Origin of the sequence: Acinetobacter cumulans, from assembly GCF_003024525.3 — a bacterium.
Taxonomy (GTDB): domain Bacteria; phylum Pseudomonadota; class Gammaproteobacteria; order Pseudomonadales; family Moraxellaceae; genus Acinetobacter; species Acinetobacter cumulans.
Window position 1 is genome coordinate 2,206,655 of record NZ_CP035934.2, and the last position, 21,281, is coordinate 2,227,935.

General features: G+C 39.7%; 21 protein-coding genes. 11 read left to right on the top strand and 10 right to left on the bottom strand.

Annotation, left to right across the window (positions count from 1 at the left end; genetic code table 11):
- Nucleotides 1-52: 52 nt before the first annotated feature.
- Nucleotides 53-1,126 (bottom strand): NAD(P)H-dependent glycerol-3-phosphate dehydrogenase, encoded by a 1,074-nt coding sequence (locus C9E88_RS10515; protein ID WP_106986042.1) that lies wholly within the window; start codon nt 1,124-1,126, stop codon nt 53-55.
- A 32-nt stretch (nt 1,127-1,158) separates the two neighbouring features.
- A complete protein-coding gene (locus C9E88_RS10520; protein WP_106986043.1) occupies nt 1,159-1,734 on the bottom strand; it encodes a nitroreductase family protein in 576 nt (191 codons plus the stop codon).
- A 208-nt stretch (nt 1,735-1,942) separates the two neighbouring features.
- Here C9E88_RS10520 and C9E88_RS10525 point away from each other — a divergent pair, with 208 nt between their 5' ends.
- On the top strand, nt 1,943-2,332 hold the full coding sequence (locus C9E88_RS10525) for a hypothetical protein (protein WP_106986044.1): 390 nt from the start codon (nt 1,943-1,945) through the stop codon (nt 2,330-2,332).
- Between the two features lie 64 nt (nt 2,333-2,396).
- Here the strand turns inward: C9E88_RS10525 and rhlB are convergent, their stop codons facing one another.
- Together rhlB and C9E88_RS10535 are read right to left on the bottom strand one after the other, a co-directional pair.
- Entirely contained in the window at nt 2,397-3,548 is a 1,152-nt protein-coding gene (gene rhlB / locus C9E88_RS10530) for an ATP-dependent RNA helicase RhlB (RefSeq protein WP_106986069.1), read from the bottom strand.
- A gap of 96 nt (nt 3,549-3,644) precedes the next feature.
- Nucleotides 3,645-3,857, bottom strand: coding sequence for a cold-shock protein (locus tag C9E88_RS10535; protein ID WP_005177104.1), 213 nt, complete (start codon nt 3,855-3,857; stop codon nt 3,645-3,647).
- Nucleotides 3,858-4,243: 386 nt separating this feature from the next.
- Between C9E88_RS10535 and C9E88_RS10540 the strand changes: the two genes are divergently transcribed.
- The 7 genes from C9E88_RS10540 to C9E88_RS10570 all read left to right on the top strand — a co-directional run bounded on the left by C9E88_RS10540 (nt 4,244) and on the right by C9E88_RS10570 (nt 8,439).
- Nucleotides 4,244-4,480 carry a sulfurtransferase TusA family protein gene (locus C9E88_RS10540; RefSeq protein WP_106986045.1) on the top strand — a complete coding sequence of 79 codons (237 nt, stop codon included), beginning with the start codon at nt 4,244-4,246 and terminating at the stop codon, nt 4,478-4,480.
- Between the two features lie 141 nt (nt 4,481-4,621).
- Nucleotides 4,622-5,491 carry an RNA polymerase sigma factor RpoH gene (gene rpoH, locus C9E88_RS10545; protein WP_106986046.1) on the top strand — a complete coding sequence of 290 codons (870 nt, stop codon included), beginning with the start codon at nt 4,622-4,624 and terminating at the stop codon, nt 5,489-5,491.
- 123 nt (nt 5,492-5,614) lie between these two features.
- On the top strand, nt 5,615-6,127 hold the full coding sequence (locus C9E88_RS10550; RefSeq protein ID WP_106986047.1) for a hypothetical protein: 513 nt from the start codon (nt 5,615-5,617) through the stop codon (nt 6,125-6,127).
- A gap of 153 nt (nt 6,128-6,280) precedes the next feature.
- Nucleotides 6,281-6,646 carry a DUF423 domain-containing protein gene (locus tag C9E88_RS10555; protein ID WP_106986070.1) on the top strand — a complete coding sequence of 122 codons (366 nt, stop codon included), beginning with the start codon at nt 6,281-6,283 and terminating at the stop codon, nt 6,644-6,646.
- A 27-nt stretch (nt 6,647-6,673) separates the two neighbouring features.
- On the top strand, nt 6,674-6,871 hold the full coding sequence (gene thiS, locus C9E88_RS10560) for a sulfur carrier protein ThiS (RefSeq protein ID WP_106986048.1): 198 nt from the start codon (nt 6,674-6,676) through the stop codon (nt 6,869-6,871).
- An 11-nt stretch (nt 6,872-6,882) separates the two neighbouring features.
- Nucleotides 6,883-7,665, top strand: coding sequence for a thiazole synthase (locus tag C9E88_RS10565; RefSeq protein WP_106986049.1), 783 nt, complete (start codon nt 6,883-6,885; stop codon nt 7,663-7,665).
- Nucleotides 7,666-7,749: 84 nt separating this feature from the next.
- The gene (locus C9E88_RS10570; protein ID WP_106986050.1) at nt 7,750-8,439 is read left to right on the top strand and encodes a hypothetical protein; all 690 of its coding nucleotides are present in this window, start codon (nt 7,750-7,752) and stop codon (nt 8,437-8,439) included.
- 90 nt (nt 8,440-8,529) lie between these two features.
- Here C9E88_RS10570 and C9E88_RS10575 read toward each other — a convergent pair whose 3' ends face one another.
- Nucleotides 8,530-9,141 (bottom strand): glutathione binding-like protein, encoded by a 612-nt coding sequence (locus C9E88_RS10575; protein ID WP_106986051.1) that lies wholly within the window; start codon nt 9,139-9,141, stop codon nt 8,530-8,532.
- A 215-nt stretch (nt 9,142-9,356) separates the two neighbouring features.
- On the opposite strand from C9E88_RS10575, the gene C9E88_RS10580 reads away from it, so the two are divergent.
- Complete coding sequence (locus C9E88_RS10580) at nt 9,357-10,799, top strand: SulP family inorganic anion transporter (protein ID WP_106986071.1); 1,443 nt, start codon at nt 9,357-9,359, stop codon at nt 10,797-10,799.
- Nucleotides 10,800-10,954: 155 nt separating this feature from the next.
- On the top strand, nt 10,955-12,898 hold the full coding sequence (locus tag C9E88_RS10585; RefSeq protein WP_106986052.1) for a sensor histidine kinase: 1,944 nt from the start codon (nt 10,955-10,957) through the stop codon (nt 12,896-12,898).
- A 102-nt stretch (nt 12,899-13,000) separates the two neighbouring features.
- Here the strand turns inward: C9E88_RS10585 and C9E88_RS10590 are convergent, their stop codons facing one another.
- The gene (locus C9E88_RS10590) at nt 13,001-15,499 is read right to left on the bottom strand and encodes an ExeM/NucH family extracellular endonuclease (protein ID WP_106986053.1); all 2,499 of its coding nucleotides are present in this window, start codon (nt 15,497-15,499) and stop codon (nt 13,001-13,003) included.
- Nucleotides 15,500-15,696: 197 nt separating this feature from the next.
- Between C9E88_RS10590 and trmB the strand changes: the two genes are divergently transcribed.
- Complete coding sequence (gene trmB, locus C9E88_RS10595) at nt 15,697-16,413, top strand: tRNA (guanosine(46)-N7)-methyltransferase TrmB (protein ID WP_106986054.1); 717 nt, start codon at nt 15,697-15,699, stop codon at nt 16,411-16,413.
- Nucleotides 16,414-16,469: 56 nt separating this feature from the next.
- Here the strand turns inward: trmB and C9E88_RS10600 are convergent, their stop codons facing one another.
- The 4 genes from C9E88_RS10600 to C9E88_RS10615 all read right to left on the bottom strand — a co-directional run bounded on the left by C9E88_RS10600 (nt 16,470) and on the right by C9E88_RS10615 (nt 21,261).
- Nucleotides 16,470-17,930 (bottom strand): coniferyl aldehyde dehydrogenase, encoded by a 1,461-nt coding sequence (locus C9E88_RS10600; RefSeq protein ID WP_106986055.1) that lies wholly within the window; start codon nt 17,928-17,930, stop codon nt 16,470-16,472.
- Between the two features lie 95 nt (nt 17,931-18,025).
- Nucleotides 18,026-19,639 (bottom strand): GMC family oxidoreductase, encoded by a 1,614-nt coding sequence (locus C9E88_RS10605; protein ID WP_106986056.1) that lies wholly within the window; start codon nt 19,637-19,639, stop codon nt 18,026-18,028.
- 135 nt (nt 19,640-19,774) lie between these two features.
- Nucleotides 19,775-20,446, bottom strand: coding sequence for a class I SAM-dependent methyltransferase (locus C9E88_RS10610; RefSeq protein ID WP_106986057.1), 672 nt, complete (start codon nt 20,444-20,446; stop codon nt 19,775-19,777).
- 35 nt (nt 20,447-20,481) lie between these two features.
- Entirely contained in the window at nt 20,482-21,261 is a 780-nt protein-coding gene (locus tag C9E88_RS10615; protein WP_106986072.1) for a Rossmann-like and DUF2520 domain-containing protein, read from the bottom strand.
- Between the last annotated feature and the right edge of the window lie 20 nt (nt 21,262-21,281).

Here is a 21,281-nt window from a genome sequence, read left to right on the forward strand (position 1 = left end):
CATCATTATATCTATCGCTCATGACAAAATGATGTGCCATGAGCGACTTAATTTAAACGTGTTGGTGCGGTAACACAAACTCTACATCGCTACGATGACCATTTTTCATTAATGACAGTGCAATACTTAAAGGTGGTGCGCCTTCAAAAATAACATCATATAAAGCACTGGTAATCGGCATATAAACGTCTAGTTCTTCAGAACGAGCTTTAACTTGCACAATGGTATTAATACCTTCCGCTGTTTGCCCTAATTCTGTGGTTGCCTGTTCTAAGCTTTTACCTGAGCCCAAAGCAAAACCCACTTGATAATTACGACTGAGCGGGCTGTTACAAGTGGCAAATAAATCACCCACACCTGAAAGCCCCAAGAAAGTAAGCGGGTTTGCGCCTAATTTAACTGCAAAACGACTCATCTCTGCTAAAGCACGCGTAAGGATCATACTTTTCGTATTTTCACCTACTTTATAAGCAGCCGCCATACCCATTGCAACTGCATAAATATTTTTTAATGCGCCGCCAAGCTCTACACCATGCACATCATCACTAGCAAAAACACGAAATAACGCGCTGTGTAAGGCTTGCTGTACTGCATAACGAACTAACTCAGATTCACTTGCAATCACTGTACCCGCAGGCTGACCCGCGACAATTTCTTTGGCTAAATTTGGCCCAGACAAAACTCCATAAGGCACTTCTGGCAAGACTTCACGAATAATGTCACTCATAAAGCTAAACGTTTTAGCCTCAATTCCTTTCGTTAAGGACACCACAGCTTGCGCACTAATAAATGGCTTAATTTGCTCTAAAACACTTCGAAAAGAATGGCTTGGAATTGCAACAAAAATAATGTCACGATCACGCACTGCTTTTTCTAAATCAGAAGTCGCTTGTAATCCAGCCTCTAACATAAAATCAGGCAAATAGCGTTTATTAATATGTGTAGCATTAATATCAGCAGCAATTGCTTCGTCACGAATCCAAATCATGGTTTCGCAACCATTACGTACCGCTGTATTGGCCATAGCCGTACCAAAACTACCACCACCCAATACAGTCACACGTAAAGCTGTCTTTTGATTAACGACAACAGGTTCCACCAAGTCTGAAAATTTCAAATCTGACATTTTTATTATTTCCTAATCTTCTTTTGTCTATATTATTTATGCCATTCACTGACAAATTCAGTAGTGTGAATTTCTGCACGTGGTGGAATTGCCTTCACTGCAGTACCAATATAAATAATGCCTGAAATTAAATCTGCTGATGTTAAACCCAACGCTTGCTTAAACAATTTAGATTCAACCACCGCACCACTACGCCACATGGTTGAATAACCATGACTTTGTAAAGAAAGTAAAAAGTTTTGCACCGCAGCACCTGAACTTAAAATTTGTTCAAAATGTGGCACCTTAGGGTGATCTTGTAATTTGGTTAATGCCAGTACCAACAATGGGGCACGAAAAGGATGGTTTTTAACACGCTCTAATTGTGCTTCCTCAGTTTGCCCTGTATCTGCCAGAGCCTGTGACAACAAGTCACCAAATGCTTCGCGCTCAGTTGCAGGAATAACCACAAAACGGGTTGGTTTTAAACGATGATGATCTGGCGCAGTCATTGCAGCTTGAAAGGCTTGCTCAAGTTGTGCTGCATTTGGTGCAGGCTCCACCAAGTGCCCAATTGATTGACGCTGATGAATGTTTTGATGAACTATTTCAACCGCTGATTCTGACATTGACATCGATATCACTTTAAAAACTGTGCTCCAAGATTAGCATATTCTCAATGACTTACTCTAGAAGCTTTACAGAATGAAAACCACGATATTTCCAATCTTTTGAGACGCACATTGAGCGCTCAATGTTGCAGAAGTCATACAGCAAGCTCCTTAATTGACCTAAAAGTTGTGTTCAAATATAAAAAACTCATTGAAAGGCATTCAAATGAAATTTAATCAACAAGACTTATGGGTTACATCTTCTCTCGCATCTGTATTACTACTTAGTGCATGTGCATCAACCCCAACACAATCATTGGCCATCCAAAAACCAAATAATCAATACGAAGTCACTGCCGTAGATAAAACGCAACTTATTGCTAAAAATAATGCCATTTCAGCAGCCAATAGCACCTGTGGTAAAAGTGCATCCCCTGTAGTTGTAGATGAAAAAACCGAATACAACGGTGCACTCAAAGGCGTGCTTGATGAAAAAACAGGGCAAATGGTACAAGCTGCTGCGGGCATTTTAGGTAGTATTTCGGGCACCAACACTGGTTTAAATAAAGATGACGATTACCAAACCGTTTTAACATTTAGCTGTAGAGCAAACTAAATTAAGCCAACCATAAAAAAACCGCTCATAGAGCGGTTTTTTGCCTTAAAAACTATGCAATTAATTAACAATAACCATCCAAACGGGTTAATGGTAATTTTTGACCAATAGCTTTTTCAATTTCCGGCAAATAGAACGCGTCATCTTCAGATAAGAAGCTAATACTTACACCACGTGAACCCGCACGACCTGTACGACCAATACGATGCACATAGTCATCTGACTGTTCTGGCAAGGTAAAATTAATCACATGCGATACGCCATCCACATGAATACCACGACCAGCAACATCGGTTGCAATCATAATATTGTGCTTGCCATTTTTAAATTGATCTAACATTTTTAAGCGTTTGTCTTGAGCAATTTCACCTGACAACATCACCACTTTATAATCATCTTTTTTCAGATGATCATAAAGTTTACGCACTTGATCACGACGATTGGCAAAAATCATCACTTTCTCAATCGGTTCGTCACGTAAAATTTCTTGCAACAACTTATATTTATCTGATTTAGCAACCATATACACACGTTGCTCAACATCTGCATTGGTTTTCTTTTCTGGTTCGATTTCAACTGTAACAGGCTCAAACAACCACTGTTGTGCTAAGTTTAATACGTCATAGCTAAAGGTTGCTGAGAACATCAAGGTTTGACGTTGTTCTTTACGTGGTGAATAACGCACGATACGTTTTACCGATGGAATAAAGCCCATATCAAGTAAACGATCAGCTTCATCAATCACTAAAAATTCAATTTGATCTAGCCAAATTTCTTTTTGCTCAACAAAATCGATTAAACGACCTGGTGTTGCCACCATGATATCGACAAAGTTTTTATTCAATTCAGCACGTTGCTTATCAAAGTCAACACCACCAAGCATTGTGACTAAATGTAAATCTGTAAATTTAGTTAATTCTTTGGCATCACTTTCAATTTGCAAAGCCAATTCACGCGTTGGCGCTAAAATTAATGCGCGAGGCTCACCACGGAAACGTTGCTCTTTAATGGGGTTATTTAATAAATCATTAATAACACTCACCAAAAAGGCTGCAGTTTTACCCGTACCTGTTTGTGCGCGACCAATGGCATCATGTCCCGCCAGCGTAAATTTCAAAACCTTTTGCTGAATAGGCGTCATTTTTGTAAAGCCTAAAGCATCAATCGCTTGTTTCAGTTTAGGGTGTAAATTTAAGGTATCAAAACCAGATGACATAAAGCTGTGCTCTAACTTGGTAATCGCAAAATATGATGCATTATAAACAAAAAACGCCCCAATATACATTGGGGCGTTTTTAGATTAATCTTTCGATTAGTCTAAAGGCTGAACTTCTTCAGCTTGGAAGCCTTTTTGGCCTTTTACAACGCTGAATTCAACGCGTTGACCGTCACGTAGTGAACGGTGACCTTCGCCTTGAATAGCACGGAAGTGAACGAATACATCGTCACCGCCATTGCGTTGGATAAAGCCGAAGCCTTTAGTATCGTTAAACCATTTAACTACGCCTTGTTCACGAGCTGTCATTAGTTAATCCTCATAGATGTATAAGAAGGACCACCCGGTGTTGCAAACAGCAGACAAACAAGGTTTAAAACTCTTTATTTTTTTAAAACTTGTAATCATTCTGTAAAACTATTAACAAAATCCCGGTTATATCCATTTATATAGCAGGTGTTGAAACAATTTATAGTTGTTATAACTCCTAGTACGCCGTCGAGCTTAACACGGCTAAATTTCAAATAATAGATTTTTTTTCGACTTATTTGCATTTTAACTGCGCATTTTTTAACACATACTTTGCACAAATTTTGAGTTAGATTTTTGGCTAAATTTGGCATTTTTGTTTGGTTTTGGCATTCAATTTGCTAATATCTTTATTGCTATTATATTGATGATTGAACAACTGTTTTATGAGTGATTTTCAGAACACTGAAGCTTATATAGTAGATGCGATGGGAAAACCTTGCCCAATGCCATTGCTCATGTTAAAAAAAGCCCTTAAAAGCCAAACTGGAAAATTGTTGTTGCTCAAGTCGTCTGACCCGCATAGCCAACAAGATGTGAGTCGCTATTGCGAAATACACAATTTAAATTTCCAACTGAATAAAGTTTCAGATTCTGAGTTTCATTACTTAATTGAATCTTAAATATTTTCAGTTAAAATAATTTGCTTCAAATTTGAATAAAACTTTACATTTCTATACCCAATTTTCCATAATTTACGGAAATATTGGATTAATATTGAAATCAATTACTGGGTAATTCCATCATACCCTTAAGGAGAATACATGAGTGACAGCAGCAATCAATTGATGCCCCTGTCATTATCGGCGCCTGGGGTGAATCTTGGTGCTTATATCAGTACTGTAAACCAGATTCCAATTTTGACAGCCGAACAAGAAAAAGCCTTGGCGGAACGTTATTACTACGACCAAGATTTAGACGCAGCAAAAATGCTGGTCATGTCGCATTTACGTTTTGTTGTGCATATTGCTCGTAGCTATGCTGGCTATGGATTACCTCAAGGAGATTTAATCCAAGAAGGCAACCTTGGCTTAATGAAAGCTGTTAAACGCTTCGACCCTAATATGGGCGTTCGTTTAGTTTCTTTTGCTGTGCACTGGATTAAAGCCGAAATTCACGAATATGTTATTCGTAACTGGCGTATTGTAAAAATTGCAACAACCAAAGCACAGCGTAAATTATTTTTTAACTTACGTAGCCTTAAAAAATCGTCTAAAAAATTGACGCTAGAAGAAGCGCAATCTATTGCTAAAGACTTAAACGTTACCGCTGAACAAGTTTTAGAAATGGAAGGTCGTTTAACTGCATACGATGCTGCTTTTGAAGCCACTGGCGATGACGACGATGAAGGTTCAAGCCACGTTGCACCAGCGTTATACCTAGAAGATAACCGCTATGACCCTGCTCGTCTGATTGAAAATGAAGACTATGAAGAACAAAGTACATCTGCGCTTCATGAAGCAATGGAACAGTTAGATGATCGTTCTCGCAACATTTTACAGCGTCGATGGTTAGATGATGAAAAATCGACTTTGCATGAACTGGCAGCTGAATATAATGTGTCTGCAGAACGTATTCGTCAGTTAGAAAAAAATGCGATGGAAAAAATTAAAGTGGCGATGTCGTCGAATTAATTTATTCCCTTTCGTCAGAAAAAGCGCTTCGGCGCTTTTTTTATTATTGCTATTTATAAGTTTAACTATAATATCTATGAAAATTATAAATATTAACTTAATTATTACTAACAAGAGCTTCTTATGACTGTATATAACAATAACAACTCTGTTTTAATTGACGGGTTAAATAGTGCTATTCGAATAAATCAAGCAAACCTTCTCATGAAAAACATAGATACCTTTAACAGTCTATCTGACCTATTAAATAACGGTGCCGTTTGCCATGATGCAGCTGCGTTAATTCATTTTCTAAAAAAACCGCATTTATCTGCCCATGATTTATATTGTTTAAAACATTACAACACAAAAGAATGGATTCATTATTTTTATACTTTTCACACTGAATGGGATGGTATTTCTGATATTCCAGCTGGAAAGGTTATTGGTTTTTTTAAAGATACTCACACATGGATTCCAATGAAAATTACGCACAGTGCTATTGCTGTCGGCGGAACTAAATTTCGAGGAATTAATGGAAAATCATTAGGAGAGTCTTGGTCACAAGTGAGTGATCTTAAAACTGTACTCACTTTCACACAAAATGGTATGGAACATGATGGAACTATAGTCAAAGTTTTAATTTCTGATAAATAATACAAAAAGGCTAGGTACAAAGCACTTAGCCTTTTTATAAACTCAAAATTAATAGTTTATAAAATAAGGATTAGAGAAACTCTTTAAATCGACTTAACCAGCTAAGCCTAATATGCTAAGGTAATGCGCAAATCTTATCAGGGTAACTTGCGCATGTGGATTGGAATCTCTGCGATTAACCTCGCCCTCGCTGTCATGCTTGGCGCATTTGGCGCACATGGTTTAAAAAAAATAGCCTCAATCGAGCAACTCGCATGGTGGCAAACCGCAACAGACTATTTCTTCTATCACGCACTAGGGTTATTAGCCCTTGCAATCCTGAGCAAAGTCATCCCTCAACTCCCCATTAAAGTCAGTTTCTGGCTCATTCAAGTCGGCATTGTGTTCTTTTGTGGCTCACTTTACATCATGGCTTTGGGCTTACCGCGTATGCTGGGTGCAATTACGCCAATTGGTGGCGCACTGATGATTTTAGGCTGGCTAATTTTGGCTTGGAATGCTTTTAAATACGCAAAATAATATAGCAACTGCTTAGGAAATGAAGCCATGCAGATTTACTTAAATGGTGAAGTACAGCAAACGACTTGCACCACACTTCTAGAATTGATTCAAGAACTCGCTCTAGATGGCAAACGTTTTGCCGTTGAACAAAATGAAATGATTATTCCCAAAAGCAAATTAGCACAAAGCCCTATTTGTGATGCAGATCGTATTGAGATTATTCAAGCCGTCGGTGGCGGTTAATCGGAGCTCCCATGGAAGATACATTTAAAATTGGTTCACGTACCTTTAACTCACGCCTGTTAGTGGGTACAGGTAAATATAAGGACCTACATGAAACTGACTTAGCAATTCAAGCCAGTGGCGCAGAAATTGTGACCGTGGCCATTCGTCGCGTGAACATTGGACAGCACCCAGATCAACCAAATCTGCTTTCGGTTGTTCCACCAGAGAAATATACGATTTTACCCAATACGGCGGGTTGCTTCGATGCCAAAAGCGCAGTTCGTACCTGTATGCTGGCACGTGAACTTTTGGATGGTCACAACTTAGTGAAGCTTGAAGTTTTGGGTGATGAAAAGACACTCTATCCAAATGTAACCGAAACTTTAAAAGCGGCGCGCACTCTCATTGACGATGGCTTTGAGATTATGGTCTATACCTCAGATGACCCAATCGTGGCGCAAGAACTTGAAAGTATGGGCTGTGTTGCCATTATGCCTTTGGGAAGCTTGATTGGTTCTGGTTTAGGGATCTTAAACCCACATACACTTTCAATTATTAAAGAAAATGCCAAAGTGCCTGTATTGGTGGATGCAGGTGTAGGCACAGCCAGTGATGCTGCCATTGCAATGGAATTAGGTTGCGACGGTGTACTCATGAATACTGCAATTGCTGCTGCACAAAACCCAGTGTTAATGGCATCTGCAATGCGTAAAGCAGTTGAAGCTGGGCGTGAAGCTTTCCTTGCGGGTCGTATGCCACGTAAACGAATGGCCAATGCCAGCTCACCTGAAACAGGCTACTTCTTCAAATAGATATTTCCTGAAAAGCAAATTTTGGTTATAAAAGAGGACTGCAATAGTCCTCTTTTATTTTGGGTGATACTTTGGATGCTAATAATGAAAAAAATAACACCACGCATATTTCCAATCTTATTGAGTAGTTTGCCTATTTTTGCTTTTGCACAAGTACCACAGAAATATAGCCAGCTAGCACCAATAGGCTGGTCTGTTTTATCTGGCGCTTCAGGCGATTTAAATAAAGATGGACGTAGTGATATTGCTCTCGTACTTGAAAAAAAACAAACTGACCTTCCATTAACAAAGGACAATGGCGAAGCACTCCACAACAATGCCCGAAAACTCGTAGTATTTTTTAATACACCTCAAGGTTATAAATTAGTCGCAGAAAACCAAAGCCTTCCTGTAGCAGAACAGCCTAACTCGTGTTTACTTGACCCGCTTGCAGAATCAGAGGGTATCAGTATCAATAAAGGCGTACTTTCAATTGAGTTCAGTTATTTTATGTCTTGTGGGGGCTGGGAATGGCCAAGACACAATTATGCTTTTAGATGGCAAAATAATGGATTTGAATCAATTGGTTTTGATTACTACAGCTTTCATAGAGCCAGTGGTGATGAAACCAATAAGAGCTATAACTTTTCAACCATGAAACGTAAAGAAATTGTGGGGGGCAATATGTTTGACATCCGAAAATCCCAAACAAAATGGAGCAATTTTAAAAGCCATCAAAAATTCACTTTAGCCAATATCAATTTTGCTGACTTTTACAGCCAATTTGAATATTAAATTTTATATGCGAATTTCTAGTTTTGAACACCTCTAATCTAAGAAATGAAAAAAGCCGCCACATTTGGCGGCTTTTTTATGCTGTCATGATTAAGGAATGAGGCCTTCATCACGCATAGCGATTTGCACGGATTGGCGTGCTGCCACGTTATTTCGGATAGCAATAATGTTTTTATACGGCGTTAAGTCGTGATGAATAACATTCGACCAGTTTGTTAAAACGAATAAATAAGCATCCGCTGGGCCAAAGTTATCATCAACCAAGTAATCGTTATCTGACTCACCAATTGCTTTATCGATGTATGTTAATAAACGATCAATCTCTTTATAGCCCTTTTCTTTGCCAGCTTCATCAAGTGCGCCACCAAAAAATACAGCATAGGCATCGTGTAATTCTGAGTTTAAGTAACCTAACCACTCAAGTACTTTGGCACGGCCTAAGCCTGAAGGTGGGATCAAATCTTGTTTTGGATCATGCTGAGCCAAAAATGGCAAAATAGCGACGTTCTCAGTAAGGATCAAGCCTGGGTTAATTTCAAGTGCTGGCACATAGCCTTTTGGGTTTACGTCGTAGTAATCGGTGCCCTTTTCTGTTTTATGTGTTTTTAGGTCTACGCGTACTAAATCAAAATCGACATTAATTTCATTTAAAATGATATGGGCTGCCAATGAGCATGCACCTGGCGCATAGTAGAGCTTCATATTTGATCCTTGTTATTTAACTATTAACTGTTTTAAATCTCTTCTAACAAACTTTCAAGTGATCGAACCTGTAAATTGCAAAAAGCATAAATGACTAAATTTCACCTATGCTTTGAATATTGTGCATAAATGGATTTTTTTCAAGTTAAACCGTCATGCTTTTTGTATTGAAGATGATTTAACATACGCAGGTTTTCAATTTGATGAAAAAGACTGTGCTAAAGCTTAAAAAAGATGAATGGTTTTCCAACATTCGTACCGATGTATTGGCTGGCTTGGTGGTCGGTTTAGCCTTAATCCCTGAATCAATCGCTTTTTCTGCCATTGCTGGTGTAGATCCACAAGTTGGTCTATATGCATCATTTTGTATTGCGGTGAGTATTGCTTTTTTTGGTGGTAGACCTGCCATGATTTCAGCAGCCACTGGTGCCATGGCCTTACTCATGATCACCCTAGTGAAAACACATGGCTTACAATACTTATTGGCAGCTACGGTTCTCACCGGCATTATTCAAGTGATTGCAGGCTATTTTCAAGTGGCCAAACTCATGCGCTTTGTCTCACAAGCGGTGGTCTATGGCTTCCTAAATGCTTTAGCGATTTTAATCTTTGTTGCTCAAGTGCCTGAAATGGCAAAAATGGATAGCTTAGGCTATTTATTTATGGCTCTAGGTTTAGCCATCATTTACTTATTTCCCTTTATTCCTAAAATTGGTAAAGCAATTCCCTCTCCGCTGATTTGTATTATTGTGCTGAGCCTGTTGGCAATAGGCTTAGGTGCCGATATGCGTACCGTCAGCGACCTAGGCCACTTCCCAGACACCTTACCAATTTTTTTAATTCCAGACATTCCATTAAATTTTGAAACCTTACAGATTATTTTCCCTTATGCCATCACTTTAGCCACCGTAGGCTTGCTTGAAACTATGATGACCACTACTGTCATTAATGAAGTGACTGGTACTGAAGCTGATCGCCATCAGGAATGCCGTGGACAAGGTTATGCCAATATTATCAGTGGCTTTATGGGCGGTATGGCAGGTTGTGCCATGATTGGCCAATCGATTATCAATGTGAGCTCAGGTGCACGTACTCGCCTCTCCACTTTGGTTGCAGGCGTATTCCTGCTTTGCCTTGTGGTGTTTTTTAAAGATTGGCTAGCTTATGTACCAATGGCAGCACTGGTTGCCATTATGGTGATGGTTTCCTTCACCACCTTCCAATGGGGTGCCATTAAGCAATTTAATAAGCATACACCTGCATTTAACATCGTGATGCTTGCAGTCGTACTCGTGGTCTTAGCAACACATAACTTGGCGCTTGGCGTATTTGTTGGTGTTTTACTCTCAGCTTTATTTATTATTAATCAATTAGAGAGTTCAGTGAAAGTTCGTGTCGACCATACAAGTACTCACAGCAATTACACGATTTCAGGGCAAATCTTTTTTAGCAGCGCAGATAAATTTTATCAATTTTTTGATTTCAATAGCCCAGTACAGCAGGTGACCATTGACCTCACCCATGCACATATTTGGGATATCACCTCAGTCAATATGCTCAATACCGTTGTAGAAAAATTTGAGCAACAAGGAATAAATGTCAAACTTATTGGTTTAAATGAAGCCAGTGCAACCTTAATTGATCGTGTAAATAACTAAACATCTATCCCTGCAACTCAAATTTGATATTAAAAAAGCAGAATCATTTATTCTGCTTTTTTAATGTTTTAGTTAAATTTCACAGATTTACTTGATGCTTTAATGTACACTTACATACAATAACAATTCATCTTGCTAAGGCTATTCTTGTACTCATGCTGAAACAGCACCCCATTTTTTTACATTTAACAGCATGGGTTTCTTTATTTTGCCTGTTTGTGCTCTGTTTTGGTCTATTTGGATTCAGTGCAAGTGCGCATGCAAATTTTGAACAAGCAATACTAAAACAAGAATGCACAGCCCACATCCAAAATATTTATAGTGCAAAAGGCTCAGCCCACTATCCTGAAAATATCCCTCAGCAAGGTTGGCAAAAGCTTCAACAACTTCCTGACCGTTGGCATGATCGCTGGCCCAACTATCATGGCAATGCATGGTACAAAATTGAATGGAATTACCAGTGCCCAAACCCAACTGTTGTTACGCCAATTAGCCTGAGCATTGAAAGTATTACTCAAACAGGCCAAGTCTTTATTAATGACAATTTGTTATGGCGTGATATTGCCACTACAGAGCCAATCTCGCGGAATCAGGTAAAACCGCATTTATGGAATATTCCAATTGCAAATTTGCATCAGGGTAAAAATATTATTTGGATACAAGTACAAGGCAATCAAATTCAAAAATCAGGTATTGGGCATGTCGCTTTAGGTGACTATACGCAAATGTACAAACTGTATAATTCTTGGTTATTAGAAAAGCAAACTCTGCCTTATTTTAATAGCATGATTAATATGGTTATTGGCTTATTTTGCTTACTGGTTTGGATGATCAGCCGTAAAGAATCTGCTTTTTTCTGGTTTGCAATGGTATCTTTTTTATGGGTAAGTTATAGCACACTGGTGATATATGCAGACCCAATTTCATTTTTAACAAGTGTGCAGCTAGAGCGCATTCAGAACATTATTTTCTGCTTTTATGTTGCTATTAGTTGCTTAGGTGCATGGCGCTTCGCGGGCTTTAGCTTTCCTAGAATTGAAAAAGCACTTTTCGGTTTTGCTATTATTGCATCAACGTGTATTGCCGTTAGTCCGATTGAATATGCAGCCCAAGTCATCCAAGTATTTTTTGGTATTACTGTACTGATTTTTATTGCTAAATGCATTAGCTATCCATACTTCGCCTATAAATCGCGCCTGCCTGAAACCTATTTTTTAGCCGTGACCTATGTGGTTTTTGTACCTATTGCCATACATGACGCTATTTTCATGTCCACGCTACAAGGTAAACCACTTTCGCCTTATACAGCACCATTTTCATCGGCTGTGATTGGATTTGTCTTGGCATTTCGTTTGGCACGAAACGCCCGTGAAATTGAACGATTTAATCAAACACTCACACAAAATATTAAGCAAACTAAGCAAGAACTGACCGAGTCTTTAGGTTTGCAGCAAAAACTTGCGGTACAAAATGCACGTTTGCAAGAACGAATTAACTTATCGCATGATCTGCATGATGGTTTAGGTGGATCGATTTTCCGTTCAATGGTATTGCTCGAACAAAATGAAAAAATTGAAAAAAATCAGGTCTTATCGATTTTAAAACTGTTACGCAGTGATTTAAGACAAGTGATTGATTCGGGTGCGAGCTTAGGTGCAGAGATTCCAGCAACACCCATTGATTGGGCAGCCACAATTCGACATCGTTTTGTACAATTATTTGAAGAACTGGATATCCGTTCAACGTGGGAACTTCCTCAACATTGGGGTACTTCACCAACCGCATTACAATGCTTAACGCTGACCCGTTTAGTCGAAGAAGCTCTAACCAATATTATGAAACACAGTCAGGCGACCCAAGTGACGATTCGTTTACATGAAAATGACGTACAACAGCTGGTTTTAAGTATTATTGATAATGGTTGTGGCTTCACCCCGCAAGCGGATCAGTTTGGCTTACATGTCGGTTTACAAAGCATGCAAACCCGTATTCAGCGTATTGGTGGTACTTTTAGTATTGAATCTCAGCCAGGACATACGCAAATCCAAGCGATTTTACCTTTGCAAAACAATATGATAACACCCAAAATAGACCCATAAAAAAACATCACCAATGTCATTCACATTGGCGATGCATTAGTTGTTTTATTTATTTTAAAATCAATAAAACCATTCTAAATTGAGCTACAGTATATTACCCACTTATGACTTACGTCGACTCAATTGCGCATATAAGGCTAAGCCAAGCATGCTCAGCAAGCCCAATACACCTATGCTACCGCCACTGGTCTTATGATCTTCTGCGGGGGGTGTAACTTCATTTAAATCTAAATCCACAATTACAGGATCATGATCGGATGAGCGAAATGCATCAGCATTAAAGAATAATTGCTTTTGTTCTTCAGATTTAAACTCATCGTTATAATCTAATGCGGTAGGTTCATCGGCATTAATATGCCAAGCAAAAGTTCGCTTCACCATTGGATATAAATTTTCATCCGCAATTGCGTGATCTAAATTACCTGCACCCCCATAACCCTCGCTATTACTCGCCACCCCAAAGACATAACTATAGGCTGACTGGCCTTGGCCAATTTTTTCATCATTGAGCAAAATTTTATAGTTTGATTTTTCAAAGGCTAAAATTGGATCTTCTTTGGCATAGCTATTCATATCACCCAATAGCAACACGTTAGATTTTTGCGTCAAACTCACTTGTGCTTTTGCCACCCATTGCATCAACTTAGCAACGGACTTGGTTCGCAAATCATTCCAACACCCTTGTCCATCACCTTGATCTGCATCTAAAGAGGTCGCATCTGTGGGACAACTTCCCTTCGACTTTAAATGGTTCGGAATCACCGTAAACAGTTTGCCCCCTGCTACAGGCTTAAAGCTTTGTAAAAATGTCACACGGTTCAAATTTGTCGCATCATCATAAACAACAGGCTCAGCAACAGGCATTACACGCTTGCTGTTATAAATCACCGCCACAGCAATTGCATCGCTTCCGAGTTTATCTTTCGCTGGAACGACATATTTCCAATCTGCGCCTAAAGCCTTGGTTAAATATGCAATTGCACTTTTATCGCTATAGCCATTGTTTGCTATTTCCATTAAAGCAAATACATCGGCATCAATTTGCTTCATCGCACTGACAATTTTTTGATGTTGTTTATCAAACTCGGCTTGTGTTGTTGCGCCACGCTCGGTAGGAAAGCCCTTTTGCAAACCATTGTCATAGTTCAGCACATTAAAAGATGCAACACGTATTTGCTTAGTCTCTTTGGCTATAGGCACTGTACGTGGATTTAAGCTGGTCGTGAGCACAGGTACATCAAGATCTGGACGTGGCTGAATGCGCCATTGATCATAACGATATTCTAATATGCCCTGTGCATTTTGAATTTCATTGCCTGAGCGCAGGGTATTTTTTGCACTAAAATTCGCGGGTAACCACGGTGTTCTATTTTGGTTATTATAGCCATCATCAAGCACAATTTTTGATAGTTTATTTTGTTTTGCCAACGCGATTGCCTCTGGCGACTTGGCTGGATATAAATTCGTTGGAATAAATTGACGTGCTGTGCTTAACACAACAGAACCATAGCGACCATATTCATAATTTTCACTGACCGTTAACTTCTGTGGCAGTTTAACCAACATCCCTTGATAGCGTTTAGGCACATTTCCTGTACTCGCATCTAAGCTATCAAAAGGTAAATTGATACTTAGAGGCTGTACCAAAGAAGCGACATTTTCCTGACAAGCCACAATATTGCTACTTAAATCTTGAAGCTGTAATTGATTTTGGTAATTGGTGAGCTTGCCTTTTAAAATCACTTCATCCCCCACTTTTGCACCCTGAATCGCACTACTTGCGGGTATATACACAAATATGGCATTGTTTTGACCCGCTTTGGCCTTACTGTCCACGGTTTGTACATAAAAACCGTTAAAGCCATTGCTATATCTAAAATCTGCGGTCATTACACCACGTACGGTATATGACTGATTTAAGGGTGCCGTTTGTAGGTCGGCAATGGGGGTCGTCGTCGCGCTACAGCTCAAAGTTTCTAAGTCCGGTGGTACAGTGGTGTTGGCAAATAAATGGCGACTATATGCGCTACGGTCTGACCATTTTGTCCATTCGCTGTCTAAATCAAATACAGCGTTTGGATTTACCGATGTTATATTATTGCTCTTCTGAATACGCGTTAAACTATTTTGATAGCTGGAGAGCGCAGTTCCCCAACCTGTTCCTGGATCTTCACCAACGCGCCCAAAACGATCCACTGCCGTATTTCCATTCATCAAAACCAATGCATCATCGCCATTAAATGACAATGCTTTGGTCAAAAACTGAAACGGTGTAGTAATAGATGCTAAAGCCGTCTGTAATTCTGAGCGACCCACAATAATTTTCTGCTGTGGCCCTAAGCTTCCAGACAAGGCAAACGTATTTGTCGCTATACTCGCACCATTGCTATATTGCAAAATATTATAATTGGACAAATCCACTGTTTTTTGGTCTGGGTTATATATTTCGACACCTTTTTGGTTCGATACCCCATCAATATATTGACTAAACATAATCTCTGCATGTGCAGACATGTTATAGCCACTCAGCAATATACACAGCGTTAATAATTTTGGATTTAAATTATGGCTATGGCAATTTTTAGATGTTCGTATTTTCATGAATATTTGAAAAGTTGTTCAAAAGATCTACAGCCTAATCAGGCGAAATGACACGCCCATGAAAACTAAATGACAATTTAGCTTCGGCCTTACAACAAATTCAGGCGCTAATCTGCTCATTTTCGGCTAAAAAATTTGACTTGTTTCGCTCAGGACTTAAAATACCGCATTCTGAATTTTTTAGATTTGCCAAAGTTATGTCGAACGATCAATTAGACCAGCAAGTCGTGGAGCTGGACAACTTAAACGAACAGCGTGAAATTGTTACGTTTATGCGTCGCTCAGCACCGCTGAACACCTCTCAACGTACTGCGCTTGAACAATATGGTCACCTAATTTTGGAATACCCTGTGGGTGACTTACGTCAACACTTCGAACACCCAGAGCGCCCTTTAACTGTCGAAATCGGTTTTGGTATGGGTCGTTCATTGGTGCTTATGGCCAAAGCCAATCCTGAACGTAACTATGTCGGTATTGAAGTTCATGTACCGGGTATTGCACAGTGTGTATTTGAAGCAGGTATGGCAGAACTTAAAAACTTACGTGTTTTAGATGCTGACGCAATTCAAGTCCTTCGTGAAATGCCAGACAATAGCATTAATGCTGTACAGCTTTATTTCCCAGATCCATGGCAGAAGAAACGTCACTTCAAGCGCCGTTTTGTATCGCATGATCGTATGCCACTGGTTGAGCAAAAGCTTGAGCTAGGTGGTACATTCCATGCTGCAACTGATTGGGAACCGTACGCAGAGTGGATGATTGAAGTTCTTGAAGAACGTCCACGCTTAGAAAATCTTGCAGGTAAAGGCAACAGCTACCCACGTCCAGATTGGCGTCCACAAACTAAATTTGAACGTCGTGGTTTAGAAGCTGGTCATAAAATTAATGACTTTATCTTTAAGAAAATTTCTTAATCCAAACGTTTAAAAAAGCGCTCAATAGAGCGCTTTTTTATTTTTTACTTGTTCGTTTAACGAATAAACATGCGATAAATAAACTGCTGAATCCAAGTACCATAAGGCGGGTAAATCAGCTTCATTAAACTAAACTTCGGCCTTACAAAGACAGATTTAGCATGACTAAAAGTTTTAAATCCCTCATGCCCATGATAATGCCCCATCCCCGATGCGCCAATCCCACCAAAAGGCATATCTTCCATGCCTGCAGTCATCAGCGTTTCATTTAAACACACGCCACCACTATGCGTGGCATGTAATACTTTTTGTTGCTCTGTTTTGTTATAGCCAAAGTAATACAATGCCAAAGGTCGCTCATGCGCATTAATATAGGCAATCGCTTCATCAATATGCGTATACGTTTTGAGTGGCAAAATCGGTCCAAAAATTTCATTTTGCATCAATAACATATCATCGCTTACATCTGTGACGATTGAATGCGCCATACGGCGTTCATCATTTAAGATGTCATCATTAAATATGCTAGCACCTTTCACTTTCGCATCACTTAAATAATGTTTTAGCCGTTCAAATTGGCGTTCATTCACGATAGCCGTGTAATCAGCATTTTGCTGAATGCTATTTGGATAAAAACCTCTTAAAGCCTCAAAATAGGCTTGAATAAATGTCTCTTGTTGGCTTTCATGCACAAAAGCATAATCAGGCGCAACACAGGTTTGACCTGCATTCATGGTTTTACCAAATGCCAAACGTCGTGCGCTTTCTTTTAAATCTGCATCCACAGCAACAATCACAGGTGATTTACCACCAAGTTCCAAGGTGACAGGTGTTAAATTGTCTGCAGCAGCGTGTAGTACATGAGGTGCAATCGCTGTCGCCCCAGTAAATAACAAATGATCAAAGGGCAATTTCGTGAATTGTTGTGCTATTTGTGCATCACCCGTAATGACATTGACATGGCTTTGTGGGTACTTTTCGGCAATAAGCTTCTTAAACAAGGCTGAAAATTCAGGTGTGTACTCACTCATTTTAAGCATGACATGATTACCTGCTGCCAAAGCCTGTGCCAAAGGCCCCAAAGCTAAAAATAGCGGATAATTCCAAGGTACAACAATTCCCACTACCCCAACAGGCTGATACATCACATAACCAGATGCTGGCTGAAACAAGATACCGATATCACGCTTGCTAGGCTTCATCCATTGTTTCAAATGCTTCAAACTATGCTTAATGCCATTTAGACTGGTCATAATTTCAAACAAACGCGTTTCATCTACACTACGGTTGGAAAAATCACGACTAATCGCCTGTGCAATATCATCCTGATGTTCGACCAACATCTGCTGCAGTGTCAGTAAATGTTGCTTACGCTGTTCATAACTGGCATATGGCTGCTGTGCGAAAGCCTGCTGTTGTAACTCAAAAATACCCTGTAGTTTTTCATCGTTTAACAATGTGTGTTCTACTTTATTGATCACTTCAGTATGTTGATCTAAGCTGTGTGCTAGAGTCATGACAAGTATCCTTTTCTTTTTGTTTTAGCTGTGCTTTCTAACATAGTCAGTGTCCGATAAAACCGAATGTGATATCAGTACCACAACATATCTCTTTAAGCCACTTGTTGACGTTTATTTGCTTCGCGAAGTAAATCAACTGCCTTTTCTGCAATCATAATCACAGGTGCATTGGTGTTACCATTGACCACTGAAGGCATAATTGAAGCATCAATCACACGTAAATTTTGTATGCCATAAACCCTTAACTCTGGGTCCACTACAGCCATTTCATCAATCCCCATTTTACAACTGCCCACAGGGTGATAGACCGTATCTACTCGATTACGCAATATTTCTCGAATGTCCTCATCCGTTTTAACATTTGAAGTAAATAAATCTTCTTTGTACATTTCTGCTAGGGCTGGATCTTGCATCAATCGCCGAGTTAATTTAAAGCCCTTAACCAAATCTTCCAAATCTCGATCATCACCTAAAAAATTTGGATCAAGCAATAATGGATCTGAGATTTTATTGCCACTGAGTTTCACACTGCCACGACTGCGTGGATTTAACAAACATACATGACACGACACACCATGACTGGCATGAAACTTACGAGCATGGTCATCAACTAAAGCGACCACAAAGTGTAGCTGTAAGTTAGGAATCTCTAACGCTGGATCACTTTTTAAGAAACCACCACATTCAGCAAAGTTCGAGCTAATCATGCCTCGACGTTCTTTACGATAACGCTGAATCTGCTTAAACATCGACATTGAACCGAGTATCGAAATACCAAAGGTATTTTGCGTATCATGAACACTATAACCAAAAATAAAATCAGGGTGATCATGGAAGTTTTTGCCCACGCCGGGTAAATGTTGCTTCACTTCAATGCCATGCTGTTGTAGCTCTGTTTGGTCCCCAATTCCAGAGAGCATTAAAATCTGTGGCGATTGCATAGCACCCGCACTGAGTAAGACTTCTTTGCGTGCTTTAATGGTTTTGACTTGCCCCGCATGCTCGACCTCTACTCCCACTGCTGTTTTATGCTCAATGATAATTTTGTGCGTCATGGCCTTGGTCCACACCGTCAAATTAGAGCGTTGCAAATGTGGAAATAAATAAGCACGTGCAGCACTACAACGCTCACCATTGATATGGGTAACTTGATATACCCCCAAGCCTTCCTGCTCTGCACCATTAAAATCATCTAAAATGCGATAACCCTGACTTTTGGCTGCCGCAATATACCGTGCATGAATTGGGTTATCTGTACGTAGATCAATCACAGATAATGGGCCAGAATTGCCATGATATTCATTTTTAATGCGTTCATTATTTTCGGAACAAATGAAATAAGGCAATACCTCTTCATAAGACCAGCCAGTATTGCCTTGCGCTGCCCATGCATCGTAGTCTGCGCGATGCCCGCGGATATAAATCATGGCATTAATAGCAGAAGAACCACCTAAGCATTTTCCTCGGGGTTGGTAGCCTTTGCGCCCATTAAGTCCTTTTTGCGGTACAGTTTCAAAAGCCCAATTATTAATTTTTGTGGGTAAACTCATTACACATGCAGCAGGTACATTAACCGTCCAACTATCTCCTTGGCCACCAGCTTCTAGCAGACATACTGAAATATTGGGATCTTCGCTTAAACGACTGGCCAATACACAACCCGCACTACCACCGCCGATAATGATGTAATCGAATTCCTGCTGCATTTTATTCTTCCTTTGGACTTTTTATTTTTTGTGTCTAATTATTTAATAGCACAGAATGCTCAAACACTACATCTATGTTTTTATATAAATCTCTCTTTTTTTAAAAGTCACCAATAAAAAAATTCAACAAGCTGTTTAATACTCTGCAATAAAGCCTTGATAGGATAAAACCTGAGTAAACGAGTGCACCTGTACAAAGCCAGCTTCACGTAATAGATTAAAAGTTTCATGCGTGCTTAATGCATAAAAATCATCCTGCATTCTGCTCTGCATCGCCTGCACTTGCTTCTCTAAAAGCCCATTCATCAAACACATTTGCTGTAAAGCTTCAGCTTCTTGCTTAAAAGAAAATTGAGTTAAATCAAATGTTAAAAAGATGCCATTCATTTTCATACAGCGTCTTGCAGCCTGCATAAACTCCAGCTTGTGTTCAAAAGGAATAAAGTGCGTGACCAAAATCGATAAAACTGCATCAAACTGAGGGGAATGTTCAAAATCTATATGACTACCCAAGATAAAATTGACCCGATTATCATTATTCCACAACGCCACATAATCTTTGGCTTTGTCCAGCATTGGCTGAGAAAGCTCTGTAACCGTAAATCTGCATCGCGGAAAAGCTTGTAGCAGATAGCCCAGTTCGTAGCCCGTCCCAACACCAACAATCAACACATGCGCATCTTGAGATAAATGCGCCTGCAGTATTGCCAAAATCTGCTGATGAACCAATTGATAACCGGGAATCAATTTACGGATATGCAGGTCATAGCCCTCTACTACCTGCGGGTTGCAAAAATCCTTTGCCACAATGCTTTCCTTTTAGATATTTAGTCCATTACAACTTAAATAGAATAATGACGTTTTAAAATTTGTTCACTCATCAATGTATACACTGCCTTTAAATCATCATGTCCTGCGTGTAGTAACATGTCACTATGCATGGCAATAATGTTTTGATCACCGCGCATCGCAGGGCCGGTTTGCATCATTCGGGGATCTGACTGAGTGGCTTTTTGCGCGGTCTCCAATATTAAGGGATATAGCAAACTAAAATCGACCTGTTTGGCATCCACTACTTGCTTGGCCATGTCAAAGCAATAATTGCTAAAATTACAGGCATACACCGCTGCCAAATGCAGACTCAAGCGCTGTGCAGAGTCGTATTGATAAACACGCTGACTCAATTGCTGTACCAGCATCGTTAAAGTCTCTAAGTCTGCCGGCTCAACAGCTTCTACAAACAAAGGCGTACTCGACCAATCGACTTCACGTTGCATGCTAAATGTTTGTAGCGGATACAACACACCAGAGCGAGCATGCACGGTGGTTAACTGCTGGATGTCGGTACTTCCTGAAGTATGCACAATGAGCGTCTGCGGTAAATATGGATGTACTGCTTCAATCACCGTTCGAATTGCACTATCGCTCACCGCAATAATCAATAAATCTACGTTTGGGTTTAATTGAGAGATGTCCTCCACGGCATCGGCGCCAACCGCTTGCGCAAGTTGCTTTGCGCCCTCAGAGCTACGGCTATAAATATTGATAATCTGATGATGTTGCTGCAATACATGCGCAAAATGATGTGCTACCCGCCCAGCCCCAATAAAACTAATTCGCATTTTATGCTTCTCATTCATCT

Excerpts from the sequence above, each read along its gene's own strand:
- C9E88_RS10515 (WP_106986042.1), bottom strand. The coding sequence starts at position 1,126 with ATGTCAGATTTGAAATTTTCAGACTTGGTGGAACCTGTTGTCGTTAAT.
- C9E88_RS10520 (WP_106986043.1), bottom strand. The coding sequence starts at position 1,734 with ATGTCAGAATCAGCGGTTGAAATAGTTCATCAAAACATTCATCAGCGT.
- C9E88_RS10525 (WP_106986044.1), top strand. The coding sequence starts at position 1,943 with ATGAAATTTAATCAACAAGACTTATGGGTTACATCTTCTCTCGCATCT.
- rhlB (WP_106986069.1), bottom strand. The coding sequence starts at position 3,548 with ATGTCATCTGGTTTTGATACCTTAAATTTACACCCTAAACTGAAACAA.
- C9E88_RS10535 (WP_005177104.1), bottom strand. The coding sequence starts at position 3,857 with ATGACAGCTCGTGAACAAGGCGTAGTTAAATGGTTTAACGATACTAAA.
- C9E88_RS10540 (WP_106986045.1), top strand. The coding sequence starts at position 4,244 with ATGAGTGATTTTCAGAACACTGAAGCTTATATAGTAGATGCGATGGGA.
- rpoH (WP_106986046.1), top strand. The coding sequence starts at position 4,622 with ATGAGTGACAGCAGCAATCAATTGATGCCCCTGTCATTATCGGCGCCT.
- C9E88_RS10550 (WP_106986047.1), top strand. The coding sequence starts at position 5,615 with ATGACTGTATATAACAATAACAACTCTGTTTTAATTGACGGGTTAAAT.
- C9E88_RS10555 (WP_106986070.1), top strand. The coding sequence starts at position 6,281 with ATGTGGATTGGAATCTCTGCGATTAACCTCGCCCTCGCTGTCATGCTT.
- thiS (WP_106986048.1), top strand. The coding sequence starts at position 6,674 with ATGCAGATTTACTTAAATGGTGAAGTACAGCAAACGACTTGCACCACA.
- C9E88_RS10565 (WP_106986049.1), top strand. The coding sequence starts at position 6,883 with ATGGAAGATACATTTAAAATTGGTTCACGTACCTTTAACTCACGCCTG.
- C9E88_RS10570 (WP_106986050.1), top strand. The coding sequence starts at position 7,750 with ATGAAAAAAATAACACCACGCATATTTCCAATCTTATTGAGTAGTTTG.
- C9E88_RS10575 (WP_106986051.1), bottom strand. The coding sequence starts at position 9,141 with ATGAAGCTCTACTATGCGCCAGGTGCATGCTCATTGGCAGCCCATATC.
- C9E88_RS10585 (WP_106986052.1), top strand. The coding sequence starts at position 10,955 with ATGCTGAAACAGCACCCCATTTTTTTACATTTAACAGCATGGGTTTCT.
- C9E88_RS10590 (WP_106986053.1), bottom strand. The coding sequence starts at position 15,499 with ATGAAAATACGAACATCTAAAAATTGCCATAGCCATAATTTAAATCCA.
- trmB (WP_106986054.1), top strand. The coding sequence starts at position 15,697 with ATGTCGAACGATCAATTAGACCAGCAAGTCGTGGAGCTGGACAACTTA.
- C9E88_RS10600 (WP_106986055.1), bottom strand. The coding sequence starts at position 17,930 with ATGACTCTAGCACACAGCTTAGATCAACATACTGAAGTGATCAATAAA.
- C9E88_RS10605 (WP_106986056.1), bottom strand. The coding sequence starts at position 19,639 with ATGCAGCAGGAATTCGATTACATCATTATCGGCGGTGGTAGTGCGGGT.
- C9E88_RS10615 (WP_106986072.1), bottom strand. The coding sequence starts at position 21,261 with ATGCGAATTAGTTTTATTGGGGCTGGGCGGGTAGCACATCATTTTGCG.